The sequence below is a fragment of the Pseudoalteromonas sp. SWXJZ94C genome, assembly GCF_015864385.1.
Classification (GTDB): domain Bacteria; phylum Pseudomonadota; class Gammaproteobacteria; order Enterobacterales; family Alteromonadaceae; genus Pseudoalteromonas.
Map to the genome: position 1 here is coordinate 15,097 of NZ_JADYXF010000050.1, position 17,177 is coordinate 32,273.

14 protein-coding genes and 2 tRNA genes are annotated in these 17,177 nt (G+C 38.0%); 9 read left to right on the forward strand and 7 right to left on the reverse strand.

What is annotated here, in order from left to right:
- Positions 1-134: 134 nt before the first annotated feature.
- Complete coding sequence (clpA, locus tag I6F65_RS18070) at positions 135-2,396, reverse strand: ATP-dependent Clp protease ATP-binding subunit ClpA (RefSeq protein WP_024609736.1); 2,262 nt, start codon at positions 2,394-2,396, stop codon at positions 135-137.
- A 69-nt stretch (positions 2,397-2,465) separates the two neighbouring features.
- The gene (clpS, locus tag I6F65_RS18075) at positions 2,466-2,774 is read right to left on the reverse strand and encodes an ATP-dependent Clp protease adapter ClpS (RefSeq protein ID WP_101163090.1); all 309 of its coding nucleotides are present in this window, start codon (positions 2,772-2,774) and stop codon (positions 2,466-2,468) included.
- A gap of 209 nt (positions 2,775-2,983) precedes the next feature.
- On the opposite strand from clpS, the gene cspD reads away from it, so the two are divergent.
- Both cspD and I6F65_RS18085 read left to right on the forward strand, forming a co-directional pair.
- Positions 2,984-3,202 (forward strand): cold shock domain-containing protein CspD, encoded by a 219-nt coding sequence (cspD, locus tag I6F65_RS18080; RefSeq protein WP_024609738.1) that lies wholly within the window; start codon positions 2,984-2,986, stop codon positions 3,200-3,202.
- Positions 3,203-3,722: 520 nt separating this feature from the next.
- Positions 3,723-5,945, forward strand: a complete 2,223-nt coding sequence (locus I6F65_RS18085) for an NADP-dependent isocitrate dehydrogenase (RefSeq protein ID WP_197114256.1) — start codon at positions 3,723-3,725, stop codon at positions 5,943-5,945.
- Between the two features lie 297 nt (positions 5,946-6,242).
- Here the strand turns inward: I6F65_RS18085 and I6F65_RS18090 are convergent, their stop codons facing one another.
- From I6F65_RS18090 to I6F65_RS18100, 3 genes are all read right to left on the reverse strand, one after another.
- A complete protein-coding gene (locus I6F65_RS18090) occupies positions 6,243-7,490 on the reverse strand; it encodes an amidohydrolase family protein (protein WP_197114258.1) in 1,248 nt (415 codons plus the stop codon).
- A 12-nt stretch (positions 7,491-7,502) separates the two neighbouring features.
- Positions 7,503-8,885 (reverse strand): amidohydrolase, encoded by a 1,383-nt coding sequence (locus tag I6F65_RS18095; RefSeq protein ID WP_197114259.1) that lies wholly within the window; start codon positions 8,883-8,885, stop codon positions 7,503-7,505.
- A gap of 100 nt (positions 8,886-8,985) precedes the next feature.
- Positions 8,986-9,771 carry a hypothetical protein gene (locus tag I6F65_RS18100; protein WP_007585117.1) on the reverse strand — a complete coding sequence of 262 codons (786 nt, stop codon included), beginning with the start codon at positions 9,769-9,771 and terminating at the stop codon, positions 8,986-8,988.
- A 268-nt stretch (positions 9,772-10,039) separates the two neighbouring features.
- Between I6F65_RS18100 and I6F65_RS18105 the strand changes: the two genes are divergently transcribed.
- Positions 10,040-11,038, forward strand: a complete 999-nt coding sequence (locus I6F65_RS18105; protein ID WP_197114261.1) for a hypothetical protein — start codon at positions 10,040-10,042, stop codon at positions 11,036-11,038.
- A gap of 65 nt (positions 11,039-11,103) precedes the next feature.
- On the opposite strand, the gene I6F65_RS18110 is transcribed toward I6F65_RS18105, so the two are convergent.
- Positions 11,104-11,796: a DUF445 domain-containing protein gene (locus I6F65_RS18110; RefSeq protein WP_197114263.1), complete on the reverse strand. Its 693-nt coding sequence runs from the start codon at positions 11,794-11,796 to the stop codon at positions 11,104-11,106.
- Positions 11,797-11,923: 127 nt separating this feature from the next.
- Here I6F65_RS18110 and I6F65_RS18115 point away from each other — a divergent pair, with 127 nt between their 5' ends.
- Entirely contained in the window at positions 11,924-12,796 is an 873-nt protein-coding gene (locus I6F65_RS18115) for a fructosamine kinase family protein (protein ID WP_197114265.1), read from the forward strand.
- 150 nt (positions 12,797-12,946) lie between these two features.
- Positions 12,947-13,150: a CPXCG motif-containing cysteine-rich protein gene (locus tag I6F65_RS18120; protein ID WP_024609742.1), complete on the forward strand. Its 204-nt coding sequence runs from the start codon at positions 12,947-12,949 to the stop codon at positions 13,148-13,150.
- Here the strand turns inward: I6F65_RS18120 and I6F65_RS18125 are convergent.
- Positions 13,147-13,773, reverse strand: coding sequence for a riboflavin synthase (locus tag I6F65_RS18125; protein ID WP_024609743.1), 627 nt, complete (start codon positions 13,771-13,773; stop codon positions 13,147-13,149). The genes I6F65_RS18120 and I6F65_RS18125 overlap by 4 nt on opposite strands.
- A gap of 128 nt (positions 13,774-13,901) precedes the next feature.
- Between I6F65_RS18125 and I6F65_RS18130 the strand changes: the two genes are divergently transcribed.
- From I6F65_RS18130 to I6F65_RS18145, 4 genes are all read left to right on the forward strand, one after another.
- Positions 13,902-15,257: an MATE family efflux transporter gene (locus tag I6F65_RS18130; protein WP_024609744.1), complete on the forward strand. Its 1,356-nt coding sequence runs from the start codon at positions 13,902-13,904 to the stop codon at positions 15,255-15,257.
- Entirely contained in the window at positions 15,235-16,287 is a 1,053-nt protein-coding gene (locus I6F65_RS18135; RefSeq protein WP_197114267.1) for a DUF3080 family protein, read from the forward strand. Before I6F65_RS18130 ends, I6F65_RS18135 begins: the two co-directional genes overlap by 23 nt.
- Before the next feature lie 114 nt (positions 16,288-16,401).
- Positions 16,402-16,478: transfer RNA gene (locus tag I6F65_RS18140), tRNA-Val, on the forward strand.
- A gap of 121 nt (positions 16,479-16,599) precedes the next feature.
- Positions 16,600-16,676, forward strand: a tRNA-Val gene (locus tag I6F65_RS18145).
- Positions 16,677-17,177 lie beyond the last annotated feature (501 nt).

The following is a 17,177-nucleotide window of genomic DNA, read 5'->3' on the forward strand; positions in this document are numbered from 1 at the left end:
GCAATTACATTTAATAAACAAAAAACCCAGCTTTGTGCTGGGTTTTTTGTTGCTCGTAAAAATGTGACAAAAAAATGGTCCGCTTTTAATTAAGCGGACCATTTTTATTTAACTAAGTATTTTAATTAAATGCGTTACGCAGGCGTTAAACTACTTTCATATTCAAAGTGAATTTTCTTATCTTTGACCGAGACTTTAACTGTACCGCCCTCAACAAGTTCACCAAATAATATTTCGTTAGCAAGCTGCTTTTTAAGCTCTTCTTGAATAACACGTGCCATTGGACGTGCGCCCATCGCTTTGTCGTAACCTTTGTCAGCAAGCCATTCACGCGCTTTAGACGTCAGTTCAAGGTTAACCGATTTTTTATCAAGCTGTGCTTGAAGCTCTACAATAAACTTATCAACAACAAGTAAAATAACGTCACGTTCAAGGTGATTAAACCAAATGATGTTATCTAAGCGGTTTCTAAATTCAGGTGAAAATATTTTATTAATTTCGCCCATTGCATCATGCGTATGATCTTGCTCACTAAAGCCAATCGACTTACGTGTAGTTTCTTGCACGCCAGCGTTAGTAGTCATTACCACAACCACGTTTCTAAAATCGGCTTTACGACCGTTATTATCAGTTAAGGTACCGTGGTCCATAACTTGTAGCAAAACGTTGTAAATATCTGGATGCGCTTTTTCAATCTCATCTAAAAGTACAACTGCATGTGGATTTTTAATAACAGCTTCTGTTAATAAACCACCTTGCTCAAAACCAACATAACCTGGAGGCGCACCAATTAATCGGCTTATTGCGTGGCGTTCAACATATTCCGACATATCAAATCGGATAAACTCAACACCCATGCATTTAGCTAGTTGCTTAGTTACCTCTGTTTTACCAACACCGGTAGGTCCTGCAAACAAGAACGAGCCAACTGGTTTTTCTTCGCTTGATAAACCAGAACGAGATAAACGAATAGCAGATGTAAGCGCATCAATAGATTGATCTTGCCCAAACACTAACATTTTAAGGTTACGGTCAAGATTCTTAAGTGTTTCTTTATCTGTTGACGACACGCTTTGTGCAGGAATACGTGCCATTTTAGATATAATCAGCTCGATATCTGCCACACCAATCGTTTTTTTACGCTTAGAGCTAGGTTGTAGACGCTGACTTGCACCAGCTTCGTCAATTACATCAATTGCTTTATCAGGCAAGTGACGCTCATTAATGTATTTAGCACTTAGTTCTGCTGCCGCTTTTAACGCTTTTTGCGTGTAACGAATACCGTGGTGTTCTTCGTAACGCTCTTTTAAACCGTTTAATATTTTAGTGGTGTCTGCAACGCTTGGTTCAAGTACATCAATTTTTTGAAAACGGCGTACTAGCGCACGGTCTTTCTCAAAAATATTTTTATACTCGTTGTAAGTAGTTGAGCCCATACAACGTAATTTGCCACTTGAAAGTAACGGTTTAAGCAAGTTTGATGCGTCCATAACACCACCAGACGCCGCGCCAGCACCGATTATGGTATGTATTTCATCAATAAATAAAATAGAACCAGGCTGCGCTTGTAGCTCTTTTAATAAACTTTTAAAACGTTTTTCAAAATCGCCACGGTATTTAGTACCCGCAAGTAATGCTCCCATATCTAGTGAATATACAACAGCATCGGCTATTACTTCTGGAACTTGATCGTTCACAATACGGTACGCTAGGCCTTCTGCAATTGCTGTTTTACCAACACCGGCTTCACCTACTAATAGCGGATTGTTCTTTTTACGGCGACACAGCACTTGTACAGTGCGCTCTACTTCGCTATCGCGACCAATTAGAGGGTCTATATTACCTTCACGCGCTTGTGCGTTTAGATTGGTTGTAAAGCTGTCTAACTTACTTGCTTCTTCGTTTTGAACTTCTTGTACTTCTTCATGAATATCGTCGGTGTCGTCACCTAATTCATCGTCTGCTTTAGAAATACCGTGCGAAATAAAGTTAACGATATCTAATCGAGATACATCGTTCTTTTTAAGTAAATAAACGGCTTGGCTTTCTTGTTCAGAAAAAATAGCTACCAGTACGTTTACACCAGTTACTTCGTTTTTGCCTGACGATTGCACATGAAATACAGCGCGCTGTAATACACGTTGAAAGCCAAGAGTTGGTTGAGTTTCACGCTCTTCTTCTAAATCTGGAATTACCGGTGTTGTTTCATCGATAAATTCTAGCAATTCGGTTTTTAAACCTGAAATATTAACACCACACGCGTTTAGAGCTTCTCCCGCTGAAGGATTGTCTAAAAGCGCAAGTAAAAGGTGCTCTACGGTCATAAACTCATGACGGCGAGTGCGCGCTTCACGAAACGCGGCATTTAATGTGAGTTCTAAGTCTTTGTTTAGCATTGGCAACCCCTTACTGAGATAATAATTTTATACCACATAAATCGGATGTTTGATCACCCTAATTGGTATTTATTCCTGCTCACAACTACAAAGCAGTGGATGCTCGTTATCCCGTGAGTAACGGTTAACTTGTTCAGCTTTGGTATGAGCTACATCAGCGCTGTAAACGCCGCAAATACCCTTACCTTTTTCATGAACCTGAAGCATCACGTCGGTTGCTCTATCGCTATCCATATTAAAAAACGTCGTTAAAACTTCTATTACAAAGTCCATCGGCGTGTAGTCGTCGTTATTTAAAACAACTTTATATTTTCGCGGTGGTTGTAGCTTTTGCTTTTCACTATCGCGAACTGTGTCTATAACACCTGAATCTTTCATACCACTCATAATTAAATATAGTCTTGTCTTTGTAACTCAAGCAAACTTGAATAAAAAATAAATAAAATGTTAAATAAATAACTCAAAACACTTGACTGACTGGGCAAATAAACTACAGTCAGTCATAGATTGATTAAACCTTAATCAGTCTAGCAAATTATACGGTTTAGAATAACTAAATTAGTCAACTTATTGAAGGATGTAGAAGTATGGCTTGTGGTAAAGTTAAATGGTTCAACAACGCTAAAGGTTTTGGTTTCATCGTAGAAGACGGCTGCGAGAATGATATTTTCGCTCATTACTCAACAATTGTAATGGACGGTTATAAAACGCTTAAAGCTGGTCAAGATGTAACATTCGAATTAGAACAAGGCCCAAAAGGCTTACACGCTACTAATATTGCCCCAGATGGCGACATTATCGAGTAACTGTAATTCTGTTCGACTAAAGCGAGTGACCTATTTAGATCCTCGCTTAATTCTTTATCCATACTTTTTTCATCACTTCACCTCTATTTATTGCCTCATTTTGTGCAAATTCAACCCTTTTCCTTGAATTTATTTTATATACCCCAATGTTCTAACTGATACTTATTTATATACTTGTGCGCTGTTTCAAGACCTAGCCCTTTTTATTCAAGCTTGTTACACTCTTGAAGCTTATAAAAGTGTATTAATCTAATAATTACTCACGTGTTTTAGTATTAGGAACTGCCTATGCTAAAGGCTAATTTGTTTTTGTTATTTTTTTAGCTATAAATACGGTACCAGTTCGTCAGGTGTGATTATTCTGCTTTATATAAAAGCAATAATGAGTACCAACACCTAACAAACTATTCATTACTTGGGTTCATTTATTAACGTGTTTAGTAAATGAAATAGCTCAAAAGTAATGAGTTTCTTTGCATTGTTGAATAAGGCCTTTACGGTCTACTATCTAGGAATGATGATGACATCAAAAATTATCTATACAAAAACGGACGAAGCTCCGGCACTAGCAACTTACTCGTTGCTACCTATCATCCAAGCATATACAAATGCGGCAGGTGTTGAAGTTGAAACTCGCGATATCTCTTTAGCAGGTCGTGTAATTGCAAGCTTCCCTGATTATTTAACACCAGAACAACGCATTGGTGATGCACTTGCTGAACTTGGCGAGCTTGCTAAAACACCAGAAGCTAACATTATTAAATTACCAAATATCAGTGCATCTGTTCCACAGCTTCGCGCGGTAATTAAAGAGCTTCAAGCACAAGGTTATGCACTTCCAGATTACCCTGTAGAACCTAAAAATGATGAAGAAAAAGCAATTCAAGCTGCTTACGACAAAATTAAAGGCAGTGCAGTAAACCCAGTACTTCGTGAAGGTAACTCAGACCGTCGTGCACCTGGTTCTGTAAAAGAATATGCACGTAACAACCCACATTCAATGGGTGCGTGGAGCAAAGATTCAGAGTCTTACGTTGCTAGCATGAGCGAAGGCGATTTCTTTGGCTCTGAGCAATCAATCACTGTTGATACAGCAACTGATGTTCGTATTGAACACGTTGCAACTAACGGCGATGTTACAGTACTTAAACAAAGCACTCCTCTTTTAGCTGGCGAAGTTATTGATGCATCAAGCATCAGCGCTTCTAAGCTTCAAGCTTTCTTAGCTACTGAAATTGATGCAGCAAAAGAAAAAGGCGTTTTATTCTCGCTTCACATGAAAGCGACAATGATGAAAGTATCTGATCCAATCATCTTTGGTCACGCTGTAAAAGTATTCTACAAAGATGTATTTGCTAAACACGGTAAGCTTTTTGAAGAGCTAGGTGTTGATGTAAATAATGGTTTAGGCGACGTATATTCTAAAATTCAAACATTAGACGATGCAAAGCGCAAAGAAATTGAAGCAGACATTCAAGCTGTTTACGCTAGCCGCCCTGCTATTGCTATGGTTGATTCTGACCGTGGTATTACAAACCTACACGTACCAAGTGATGTGATTATTGATGCATCTATGCCTGCTGCAATTCGTTCAAGCGGTCAAATGTGGAATAACGATGGTAAATTACAAGACACTAGCTTTGTAATTCCAGATCGTTGTTACTCAGGTATTTACCAAGCAACTATTGATTTTTGTAAAGTAAACGGTGCATTTGATCCAACAACTATGGGTAGCGTTCCAAACGTTGGCCTTATGGCTCAAAAAGCTGAAGAATACGGTTCACACGATAAAACGTTTGAAGCTAAAGCTGACGGTTCTATCCGTGTTGTTGATACAAATGGTAATACATTACTTGAGCACAGTGTTGAGCAAGGCGATATTTGGCGCATGTGTCAGGCTAAAGACGCACCAATCCAAGATTGGGTTAAACTTGCAGTAAGCCGTGCACGTGCAACTGGCGTTCCTGCTATTTTTTGGTTAGACGAAAATCGTGCACACGATGCAGAGCTAATCAAAAAAGTAAATAAATACCTACCAGATCACGATACAGCTGGTTTAGATATTCAAATTTTAGCACCGCTTGAAGCAACATTGTTCTCACTAGCGCGTATTAAAGAAGGTAAAGACACTATTTCTGTAACAGGTAACGTTTTACGTGATTACCTTACAGATTTATTCCCAATCTTAGAGCTAGGTACTAGTGCTAAAATGCTTTCAATTGTTCCACTTATGAACGGTGGCGGCTTATTTGAAACTGGCGCGGGTGGTTCTGCACCTAAGCATGTTCAACAATTCGAAAAAGAAAACCACTTACGTTGGGATTCTTTAGGTGAATTTTTAGCACTTGCTGCATCGCTTGAGCACCTAAGCGTAACTACGGGTAACAACAAGGCACAAGTTCTTGCTGATACGCTAGATAAAGCGACTGGTACTTTCTTAGCAGAAAACAAATCGCCTTCACGTAAAGTGAAAGAAATTGATAACCGTGGTTCTCATTTCTTCCTATCTTTATTCTGGGCACAAGAACTAGCTAAACAAAACGACGACAGCGAACTTAAAGCACAGTTTACGCAAATTGCTAGCGATCTTGAGTCTAATAAAGACCAAATCGTAAGTGAGCTAAACGATGCTCAAGGCCCTGCAGTAGATTTAGGCGGTTACTTCCTACCTAATGACGATGCAGCGTTTAAAGCAATGCGTCCAAGCACTACGTTTAACGGTATTCTTGCTAAATTAGTATAAATATTGGTTTAAATTAAAAAGCCGCTTACTTGAAAAAGTAAGCGGCTTTTTTACGCCAATAAAAAAGGTCGTTATCATTAGATAGCGACCTTTTTGATTAACCAAAACTATTTAAGTTATTTAATTTATTTAAACTCTGATTACTTTGTATCATACCAATTCGCTTAATTAAGTGATCAATTTTGAGGCAAGAAAATCTTGTCGATAACAAGGCAAAAATTTCATGATTTAGTTGCTCTATATCAGAAATTTTTAACGCAGTTAGCGTCAGATTTAATCCCTCAAATTGATTAAGTATTATTGCGGGTTGGTATATGCGCGTGGCATTTTTGAATCAGTCGTATAACGGTCACGCAGTTTATCCTGACGAGATTGTGTAGATACCTCAGTCCCATTAATAAACATTTTGCTCACGTGGCTACTCAGTTCAAACGGGTCATTACTCCACATTACTACATCAGCGGCTTTGCCTACTTCAAGGCTACCTGCATTAATGCCAAATACATCAGCAACGTTTGATGTAACCGCTTTTAACGCGCCCTCTTGGCTCATACCATACGATACTGCATTACCAGCATCAAAACGTAACTGATAAATATTATGGCTTGCATCGCCACCTACCGTTAATAATACTTTAACACCTGCTTTTTCAAGCACACCTGCATTATCTAAACTCGCATGAAGCGAATCAAAACTTGCTGGTAAGCTGTCCATTGCACTAATAATTACTGGGATATTTGCTTTAGCAACGCGCTCTTTAACTACAACAGCGTCTTGTGCACCATTAAGTACTAAATTAATGCCAAATTGCTCTTTTACTTTAATGAGCTCAATAATATCTGCAGCACGCGAAACGCCAACAACTAATGGCATTTCGCCACTAAGGACTTTCACCATTACTTTGTCTTCAGTACTTGGTTTGTCGTCATCTTTTTTAGCTTTTTTACCGGCTTTCGTTTTGTGCTCATCAAGTTTATTAATAAGTGTTTGCAAAGTAAAAGCACGAGAGCCTTTACTGCGCTCACCTAAATAAACAACTAGAGCCGCTTGTTTTTGCATTTCGCTATCAAAACTACCACTTAAATCAACAACACTAGCAAGGCCTGAAAAAATGCTATCGCCACCATGAGGGGTAATTACATCGCGTGTTACGCCGCCTTTACGAGCGTAAGGAATTAAGCTTGAATGTGCGTTGTAAGCAAGACTTACGTCAAAATCAATACCGGCTTTTTCCTCGCCTGCATCGCGAGAGCCCGCAACTGCACTAACTTCAACTAAACCAAGTTGATTTACACTGGCAATAAAACCGGGTGTTACAATTTGACCTTTTGCATCAATAACTTTATCGGCTATAACTTCAGCTGGGTTAATTGCTGTAATTTTTCCATCTGTCATTACAATACTTGCCGCTTCTAAAACACCTTGATCAGAAGACGTGTGTAATGTTGCATTAATAATTGCTAGCGATTGTGCGCTTACAGCACCAGATGCTAGTAATCCTGCAGCAACCAGAGAAAGCGAAAACGAACGTGATAAATTTTTCATTCTGGGTGCTCCTTATTGTTGACCTAACATAAAATCACTTGTTGCTTGATACGCGCTGTCGTTTCTATCGTAAACTTTTGCACCATCAACAAACACTTGTTCAGCTTTAGCATAAACACTAAATGGGCTTTGATTCCAAATAACCACATCGCCCTGCTTACCTGCTTCTAGTGAACCTGTTTTGTCATCAATACCTAACGACTTAGCAGCGTTAGCCGTGATCCATTTAATAGCGTGTTGCTCAGAAATATCAAAACCGTTTTCGTTAGCACGGTACATAACCTTACCAGCTTCTTGGTTTAAGCGCTGAATAGTGGTATCTGAATCTGAGTGAACAACCGCACATGAATTTTTAACAGCATCAACAATGGCTACGTTTTCTTGAACCATGTCGTAGGCTTCCATTTTAAAGCCCCACCAGTCTGGCCAAAGTGCAGCACACGAACCATTTTGGGCAAGTAAGTCAGCAATTTTATACGCTTCTACACCGTGGTGAAAAGTACCGGCGTCGTAATTAAACTCTTTTGACAGGTCAATCATCATTGCCATTTCTTCAGCTTTATAACAATGATTATGAATACGTACTTCGCCTTCAAGCACACCACGAAGCGTATCGTGTTTAATATCACGCACTGGTGCTTCTGGGTTTAAACCTGCTTCATAATCGGCATCGTACTTATCCCATGCACGTTTGTATTCAGCGGCTTCAGCCCATGCCATACGGTAACCGGCCATATTACCCATACGAGTTGAAGGCAATACACCTTGACGACCATAAACACGTTTAGGGTTTTCACCACACGCCATTTTTAAACCATACGGCGCCTCTGGAAATTTCATGCCTTGCATAGTGTGTGCAGGTACGTTTTTAAGCGTAACGCCGCGTCCACCAAATAAGTTAGCTGAGCCTGGTAAAATTTGTAGAGAAGTAATGCCGCCTTCGCGTGCGCGATTAAAGCCAGGATCTTGTGGCCAAACAGAATGCTCAACCCACACTTCTGCAGTATTAGGGCTGGTCATTTCGTTACCATCTTGATGCGACTCAACCGATGGGCTTGGGTAAGCGCCTAAATGTGAATGTACGTCAATAATACCTGGCGTAACCCATTTGCCCTGTGCATCAATTGTAATATCAGCAGTGGCAGTTAAGTCTTTACCTACTTGTTGTACTTTACCGTCAACAAGTAATACATCAGCATCATCTAAACGCTCACCAGTACCTGTTAATACAGTGGCGTTGGTAATTAATGTGCTAGATGTAGCAACTGGCTGATAAGTGCTTGGGTAAGGATTTTTGTTAATTGTTATTTTATCGTCTTGCGGGCCGTTTTCTTGGCAACCTACAAGTGCAGCAGCTAAGCCAACCGCTAATAAAGAAGGTGCAAATTTTTGCATGTTGTTTGGATCTCCTGTTTTTTTGCTACTTTAGCGAAAGCTAAGTGATAAAGCTAAAAAAACAGGTGAAAACGCAGTTAATTAAGATGAATTTCTGTAATTATTTCTTTATATAATTGTTATACAACTTTTCAAGCGCACCTTCGGTTGTAAGCGATGGATCTTTACTAATAAAGTGCTTAACCGTACGCGTTACAAAATCAGAGTTTTGCTTATGTAACTTAGAAAAATCTTTAATAATTGTATTACCGTCTTTAGCCGCTGTCACTTTGTCATGACGATGACGATACTGGCTTAGCGCTTTATTAAAATCCCCTTGGTAGTCTTCAACCAAAATTTTATAAAAGTCACTTTTTTGTACGTTTAAATCATTAATGCAGTAATTTAGCGCCTCTTTAAAGTCGGTAAATATCATGCCCTCTACATCAAACTCTTTTGTTTTTTCACGTACTGCTACTTTGGCATCTTCTGTGGCATAGCTAAAACCAGTAAACGCTAAACGCTCAGCGGCTTCTTTTCCTAATTTCATACCCGCTTGAATACTATGCGCAAACTCATCGCTCATATCGCCAAGTTCGTTTTCTTCCCACATGTTATAAACACGCAGAGGTTTTGCGTATTTAGTGGCAAGCTTTTTTTTCATTTTAGTGAAACGCTCATCAATCGTCATCAGCCTTTCGTTATGTAAAAGTGCATGGCACTCATAACACGCAGGAATAGATATAAAATCAGCCTCTTCGCCTAAATCAACAATGCTTTGTAGCATATGCAGGGGCGGACAATGATCGCGCTCTGTTGCTTCACAACCACAATAAAAGCACTGGTTAAAATGCTGCTGATCGCAAGCGTATGCTTGCTGATAATAACTGGCTAACGTTTTACTCACCGTTACTCCTAAAAAACACGACTAAATTATGGGGGCGATAATAGCAGCCTGAAAAAATAAGTCAGTAGCTATAAAAAATTAATTTATCTGAAACTGTTTATCCATAGCTTAATGAAAGTTATTCCCTCCCCCCTGATTTTACGTTTACAATTAACATGTCACATAGTGGTAAACCTTGCTGTAAAAATGCAGATGCTGGTGTTATATTCATAATGGAGGGTATTTCACTCACGCGATTAAAGCGCATACAAAAAAAATGAGGAGATATATGCATTTAGAAACTAAAACGATAGATGAGTATGAGTTTTTAATTAATACTTTAAATACACATTTTGCTGTTTCACTAGAGCTTAGCAACTCACCTGATCTGCCCCCTAATGATTTAGTAATAGTAAACAAAGATCTTCAAATAATTGCAGGATTACTGCAACAAATTAAACGTTATCACGAAGCCTACCCCGAAACTAAAAATAAATTTTTCTATACCGATTTAAATAACAACGAGGTCGAACAGCTCCTAAAAGCACTTCACGTTTTTCACAAAGTAAATAATGGCAAACTCACAGGGCAACAAAATTTATTTTTAAAACACTATACTGACGAAGCAAATATATTTATGCGTGATTTTTGTAACGTTGTGTATGACGAATCGTTAGTAAGAGGTTTGTTTGATAAATATAAAATAGCGTTAAAAAATCACTGTGAAGATGCTGTTTTAAAACATATTGAACAAGGTAATGAGCCGGTTTATGTTTTTGCACTCCAAGCATTTCCTGGTAATGCTTATCAATTAGCAACAATGAATACGGTAGCCTCACAGCAGCTAATGTTAAATCAGAGTGAGCTAGGCGACGATTTAAATAGTGAATTATATAACCCTGCGTGCTTTGATATTGAATGTGCGTGTTCTGAAGAATATAAATATGCTGAATCACAAATTAAAGCGCTTTTTGATCAACTTTATGAGCTAAACGAAACTCGCTATGAAGTTGGAACAAAAGAATTTGAGGAAATAGATGCACTGTATGACCTTGCTTATGTACTTTTTATTGAAAGCAGTCTTGATGCCTTAAAAACGACTGATTTTGATAAGCTCAATAAAACAGATATGTTTTGCGCCATTGTTGCTTCACATGAGTTTTCTGAATATGAATTTTACGCATTAGCAAAACATACAATACCTGAAAAATTTGATCAAATATTTCCAGATGCCGATAAATATGAACATGAAGATAGCGTTTTTGAACAGTTACTTCATAAAGATTAATTAAAAGTATCTAAAATTCATACATTAAGTGTAATTACTTTAGAGCAGCTCTAAAGTAATTTAAATTAAATTACTGCGGCTATTAATCCAAATAAACCACCAAACACACCGCCCCACACGACAAGCCAGCCTAAGTGCTCGCGGATCATAGTTTGAATAATCTCTTTAACCATTTTAGGAGTAAGCTCGTCTAGGCGCTCATCAACTAATTTAAGGACTGTTTTATGTAGGCTCTCTGCGCTATTACCTTGTGAAAGCGTTTGGGTTACTAATGCTTTAAAATCGTCAGTTTGAGAAATCTCACCAAGCGACAATTGCATTTTTTCAATAAACTTTTCACGCATTGGCTCTATTGCTGCTGTGCCGCCAAACATACCTAACATGCTACCAAACTGAGATTGCTCTATTACCTCTAACAGGTTGTCGAATGCGGGGTTTAAATCAACATTACTAATTATTGGCTCAAAATCGATATTAGGTTGCGCTTTGCTTAATAAATTATTAATTTTTTGCTCTGAAAAAAACTCCGTTAATATTAGGTTTCTAATGGCGACTTTAAAGCTTTCAAACTTAAGCGCAATAACGCCTGAGCCATATAAAAATGGCACTTTTTCAAACAACATATGAATAGCTAATAAATTTGTTACCGCGCCAGAAAGTGCAAATAAACCAACAGATAATACAATTGCTTGGTTAAACATAAAACCCACAACAACACATAGCCCAGCTAGCAAATTGGTTATTAAACTTTTGTTCATTTTTACTCCATTACAGTCGTTGTCATTATTTATTTAAACCTAGCCGCTAATTTTACAACGATTAGATTGTTAAATTAATCTCTTTTTGCCATAGTTTAGGTATCTGTTTAAAAGGTGAACAATTGTTATGTGGAAAACAGTAAACGAGCACATCAGCCAAGCTATTAATTATGATTTTAAACACACCTACAAACGCCAACTACAAAGTACAAATACCGACAAACTTTTTCATTTAACCAATGGTACGCACAACTACCTAATAAAAGTAGCGTTAAAAAGTGAACTCGACAGATTAGAGAGCGAATCAACCGGTTTAAAACTGTTGGCACAAAACAGTGACTTAAAAGTACCTAATTGTATTGTAACAGGCGCTAATATTGAGTTTTCGTTTATTGTTTTAGAGTGGCTTGTTCTTGATAAACAACCTCATACTACATGGGATGCTATGGGTAAAAGCCTTGCAAATATGCATCAAAAACATGACCAAGCCATGTTTGGTTTTGATATTGATAATTACTTAGCAACCACAGTACAGCCAAATAGATGGCATAAAAAGTGGGATGTATTTTACGCCGAAGAACGTATAGGTTGGCAATTACAACTATTAGCTGAAAAAGGCATACAACTTATCGAGCCCGAACGCTTAATAAATACAGTAAAAGAACAACTACATAGCCACCATGTTGAGCCATCAATATTGCATGGTGATTTTTGGCGCGGCAACATGGGATTTTTAAAAGCCGTTCCCACAGTATTTAATCCTGCAAGTTATTATGGTGACCGGGAAGTTGATATTGCAATGAGTGAATTATTTGCTCCACTGCCAGACAATTTTTACAGTGCTTATAATCGTCAATATCCTTTATCGCCAAATTACGAAAAACGTAAACTGATATATCAGTTATACCCTATTTTAAATCATGCCAATATTTTTGCCGGAAATTACCTTACACAAGCCAAGCAGCACATAGAAAAGCTCACAGTAACAGTAGTAAAATAAGTGTCAAAATTACCTAATCAGACTATATTTATATATGTTGAATAACGATGAAATTATAGTTATAAAATAATAATTATGAAGTTCAGCGTTGAGCCATTAAGTTGTTGCTAGGGTTACTAACACACTTAATAATTTATGATTGGAGTGATTATGAAAGATTTTTTATCACAACGTATAGCATGCCCACACTGTGGCCACCACATTCATTTAGACCTAGACGCAAGCATGGGCGATCAAGACTACGTTGAAGATTGCACTGCCTGCTGTAACCCTATTCATTTAAATATGCATATTGACCATGCTAATAATAAGTTAGAGTTACACGTAGACAGTGACGACGAACAAATATTTTAAGCCTGATGGCGTAAGTAGTTTTCTACCGTATTTACAATAGTGTAAGTTTGCTGATCAACTTCAATATTTAACTTGTCACCCACTTGCGCTGCACCAATGTTTGTAATGGCGAGCGTTTCGGGAATTAGGTGTAACCAAAAGCCTTGTTCATCAACTTCGCCCACGGTTAAGCTTGCGCCATTTATCGCAACAAAACCTTTATACAACACATACTTTTGCCACTCTTTTGGCAAGCTTAATTGTATTTTACAGTTATTTTCAAGCTTCACTATTTGAGATATTTGTGACGTACAATGAATATGCCCAGACACTATATGCCCACCTAGCTCAGTACCAAACGTAACAGAGCGTTCGTAATTAACTAAACTACCTAGCTCAAGCAGCCCTAAATTAGTTAATTTTAGGGTTTCGTCAATCACATCAAAATGCACTTGTGCCACCACGTCATGATTACTTAACTCAACTTGTACAACCGTTAAACAACACCCATTAATAGCAATACTTGCGCCTAAATCTAGATGCTTAACGTATTCATCACTTACCGATATAACTAAGCGTAAAACGCCATCTGTTTGGGTTTTAGATACCACAGTTGCTTGTGTTTGTACTATTCCGGTAAACATAAAATCACTTAAATTTATTACAAAGTGCTAGTTTAACGTATCAACTAATAAAATCATTCACTACTGAGATTTTTATTTGAAACACAATAGATTACAATTGCGCTCTGTTTTATTTAATAGCTGTTTTTATGACCTTTTGTAATTGGGAAGCTAAACGTTTACTCTCCCTCGCATTTCCTGTTTTTTTAGCACAAGTAACACTCATTCTAATGTCGGTGGTCGACACCATAATGGCAGGTCAAGTTAGCCCAACCGATTTAGCTGCACTGTCAATCGCAACCGGTATTTGGAACCCATTACTACTTGCATTACAGGGTATTTTATTAGCATTAACAGGCATAATTGCACAATTTTCTGGAGCTAATGATAAAAAAGGGATCAGCCATTATTTTCAACAAGCACTTTATTTAACAGCTTTGTTGAGTGCAGTCGGATTTGGTATAGCTAATTTAGCTGATGTTATAATTTCACGACTCGATACCAGCCCTGCTATAGCAAGCCTTGCTTTTGACTATATTCGTTTTGTTAAATGGGGGGTATTTGGCTTTTTAATCTTTACTGTTTACAGAAACATGACCGAAGGTATGGGGATGACCAAACCCGCGTTTTATATAAGCCTTTTAGGGTTAGCTGTTAATATACCTGCAAATTACATTTTTATTCATGGCTTGTTTGGTTTTCCTGCTTACGGCGGTGCTGGCTGTGGTATTGCAACCGCTTTAGTACTAACCGTAATGGCTATTGCGCAGGTCACTTACTGCCAAATTAGCAAAAAAGTGGGCGCTAAAGAGCTATTAACTTCATTCGAAAAACCAAATTTAACCACTATAGCAACCATTACCAAGCTTGGTATTCCAATATCGTTAGCAACCTTTTTTGAAGTAACGCTATTTGCCTGCATCCCCTTATTTATAGCTCACCTAGGTGCAGTAGCTGTTTCTGGTCATCAAATAGCGGCAAGTGTAACTACTTTATTGTTTATGATGCCACTAAGCCTTTCTATCGCTATTAGTATTCGGATAGGTAACTTATATGGGCAAAACCATTTAAAACAGTTAAAAGTGGCTGTGTCTACCAGCTATATTTTAGCAATCGCCATCGCATTATTTTTAGCCTTGATTACTTTTACTGGGCGTAATTTAATTAGCCAGCTTTACACCGACAGCCCTGAGGTTATTGCACTAGCGTCATCAATCATGATTTTAGCGTGCGTATATCAATTACCGGATGCTCTGCAAGTGGCTGCCAACGGCATATTACGTGGGTTAAAATACACCGCCCCTATTTCGTATATTACATTTATATCGTACTGGTTAATCGGCTTTGCTTTAGGTTACGTATTGGCAAGAACAGATTTAATAGTGCCAGCAATGGGGCCTCATGGTTTTTGGGTTGGAATTATTTTTGGACTCACAGTGGCGGCAATACTCTTAATGCTAACGGTGCATAAACGCTTTAAACATGAATCATTTATTGAAACATAACACACAATCACTATGCACATTACCCGTAATATTGTTATTGGTAATGTGCATAGCACTGCTCGCTAGCTGCTCTAAAGCACCAAGTAATAGCAACATTACCTATACAGAACGCTTAGGCAATACCGTTAATGCAAAAAACGTAAAACCTAAACGTGTGGAGCAACTAAAGTTATTACCTCCTTCGCAATTAAATAAAAATACAGTAACGTTAGGCATCCTCCAATTAGCAGGGCTGGGTCACTGTAAATTAAATATACTCATAAGTGAGCATAATAATCAGCTTGGTAAAACTGCCACAGCAGCTGGGCGTTTAAAATATCAAATTAGTTTTATTCAAAGCGCACAAGCCTGTTTAAATACCCTTGATAAAAACAGTGATATTTACTCAAAAATACTTGCCGCTAAAACCCAAAAAGAAAACCATTTAATACAATACTTTAATAGCATGTTGTTTAACGAACCTGAGCTAAACCGTACATGGGCAGGTACAAATAACGAGCTTTCAACCCAGGCTGCAGGGTTTAGCGATACGCAACAAGCCCTTTCACAGCTAGTCACCATTAAACAGCACATTACCTCTCGGGAGTTTAGTAAAATAAACACAGACTCTATTTTTAATGCACTAGAGCAGCTTAATAAGTATCAATTTAACCAATTGCTTATCCAATCAGCAAGGCAACAAATCGCATTTAATAACAGTGCAACATTATTTGTAAAAACATTGAATCTAAGCGACATTTGCCCTGCAGGTAAAAATAAAAAAACGGCAAAAATAGTCAGTAATGTATTTCAAAAGTTTTTCTTAGGTGAAATTCAACCTTACCAAGCACAGTTAACGGGTTACTTAGAGGTACTTCAACCTTTGTATAATCAATTGTGGTTTAAAGAAGAAATAACGAGTGAGCCTATTAATGGCTTAACTAAAACTAATTCACCTAACAACTTATTAAATCAGTTAAAAAATTCAGCCAAAAACCATGTTGTTTGGTGGCAAACGTTTTATAAAACGTGTGAAATCAGCCCTATATGAATAAAAAAACGGCAAATAAACTCAAAAGCAATAAACTTACTTGATTCACCTCTCGCCACACTATATATTAGCGACCGTTGTTAAGTAATTAGCAACCTACTTAAATATAGAAATACGACTGTAGCTCAGTTGGTTAGAGCACTACCTTGACATGGTAGGGGTCGGTGGTTCGAATCCACTCAGTCGTACCAACATTTAAGAAAAGTATAATTGAAGAAAAAAGCACTACCTACTCTTGATCACCCGGTCCAAAGGTCAGTAGTTCGAATTCACTCAGTCGTACCAAAATTTAAGAAAGCCTCAAAAAATTGTACGACTGTAGCTCAGTTGGTTAGAGCACTACCTTGACATGGTAGGGGTCGGTGGTTCGAATCCACTCAGTCGTACCAATTCAAAGTAATAAAAATCCAAAGAAAAAGCACTACCTACTCTTGATCACCCGGTCCAAGGGTCAGTGGTTCGAATCCACTCAGTCGTACCAATTCAAAGTAATAAAAATCCAAAGAAAAAGCACTACCCACTCTTGATCACCCGGTCCAAAGGTCGGTGGTTCGAATCCACTCAGTCGTACCAATTCAAAGTAATAAAAATCCAAAGAAAAAGCACTACCTACTCTTGATCACCCGGTCCAAGGGTCAGTGGTTCGAATCCACTCAGTCGTACCAATTCAAAGTAATAAAAATCCAAAGAAAAAGCACTACCCACTCTTGATCACCCGGTCCAAAGGTCGGTGGTTCGAATCCACTCAGTCGTACCAATTCAAAGTAATAAAAATCCAAAGAAAAAGCACTACCTACTCTTGATCACCCGGTATGTAGTGGTAAAGTAATTTTGGCCACCCATTAAGAAAGAAATGTTATGCTATTTGCATACAAATTTGGGTGAAAAAA

What these genes read in the sequence shown, in the direction of transcription:
- I6F65_RS18115 (WP_197114265.1), top strand. Translation starts at nt 11,924, where the DNA reads ATGTGGAAAACAGTAAACGAGCACATCAGCCAAGCTATTAATTATGAT.
- clpA (WP_024609736.1), bottom strand. Translation starts at nt 2,396, where the DNA reads ATGCTAAACAAAGACTTAGAACTCACATTAAATGCCGCGTTTCGTGAA.
- I6F65_RS18125 (WP_024609743.1), bottom strand. Translation starts at nt 13,773, where the DNA reads ATGTTTACCGGAATAGTACAAACACAAGCAACTGTGGTATCTAAAACC.
- I6F65_RS18110 (WP_197114263.1), bottom strand. Translation starts at nt 11,796, where the DNA reads ATGAACAAAAGTTTAATAACCAATTTGCTAGCTGGGCTATGTGTTGTT.
- clpS (WP_101163090.1), bottom strand. Translation starts at nt 2,774, where the DNA reads ATGAAAGATTCAGGTGTTATAGACACAGTTCGCGATAGTGAAAAGCAA.
- I6F65_RS18095 (WP_197114259.1), bottom strand. Translation starts at nt 8,885, where the DNA reads ATGCAAAAATTTGCACCTTCTTTATTAGCGGTTGGCTTAGCTGCTGCA.
- I6F65_RS18090 (WP_197114258.1), bottom strand. Translation starts at nt 7,490, where the DNA reads ATGAAAAATTTATCACGTTCGTTTTCGCTTTCTCTGGTTGCTGCAGGA.
- cspD (WP_024609738.1), top strand. Translation starts at nt 2,984, where the DNA reads ATGGCTTGTGGTAAAGTTAAATGGTTCAACAACGCTAAAGGTTTTGGT.
- I6F65_RS18085 (WP_197114256.1), top strand. Translation starts at nt 3,723, where the DNA reads ATGACATCAAAAATTATCTATACAAAAACGGACGAAGCTCCGGCACTA.
- I6F65_RS18120 (WP_024609742.1), top strand. Translation starts at nt 12,947, where the DNA reads ATGAAAGATTTTTTATCACAACGTATAGCATGCCCACACTGTGGCCAC.
- I6F65_RS18130 (WP_024609744.1), top strand. Translation starts at nt 13,902, where the DNA reads ATGACCTTTTGTAATTGGGAAGCTAAACGTTTACTCTCCCTCGCATTT.
- I6F65_RS18105 (WP_197114261.1), top strand. Translation starts at nt 10,040, where the DNA reads ATGCATTTAGAAACTAAAACGATAGATGAGTATGAGTTTTTAATTAAT.
- I6F65_RS18135 (WP_197114267.1), top strand. Translation starts at nt 15,235, where the DNA reads ATGAATCATTTATTGAAACATAACACACAATCACTATGCACATTACCC.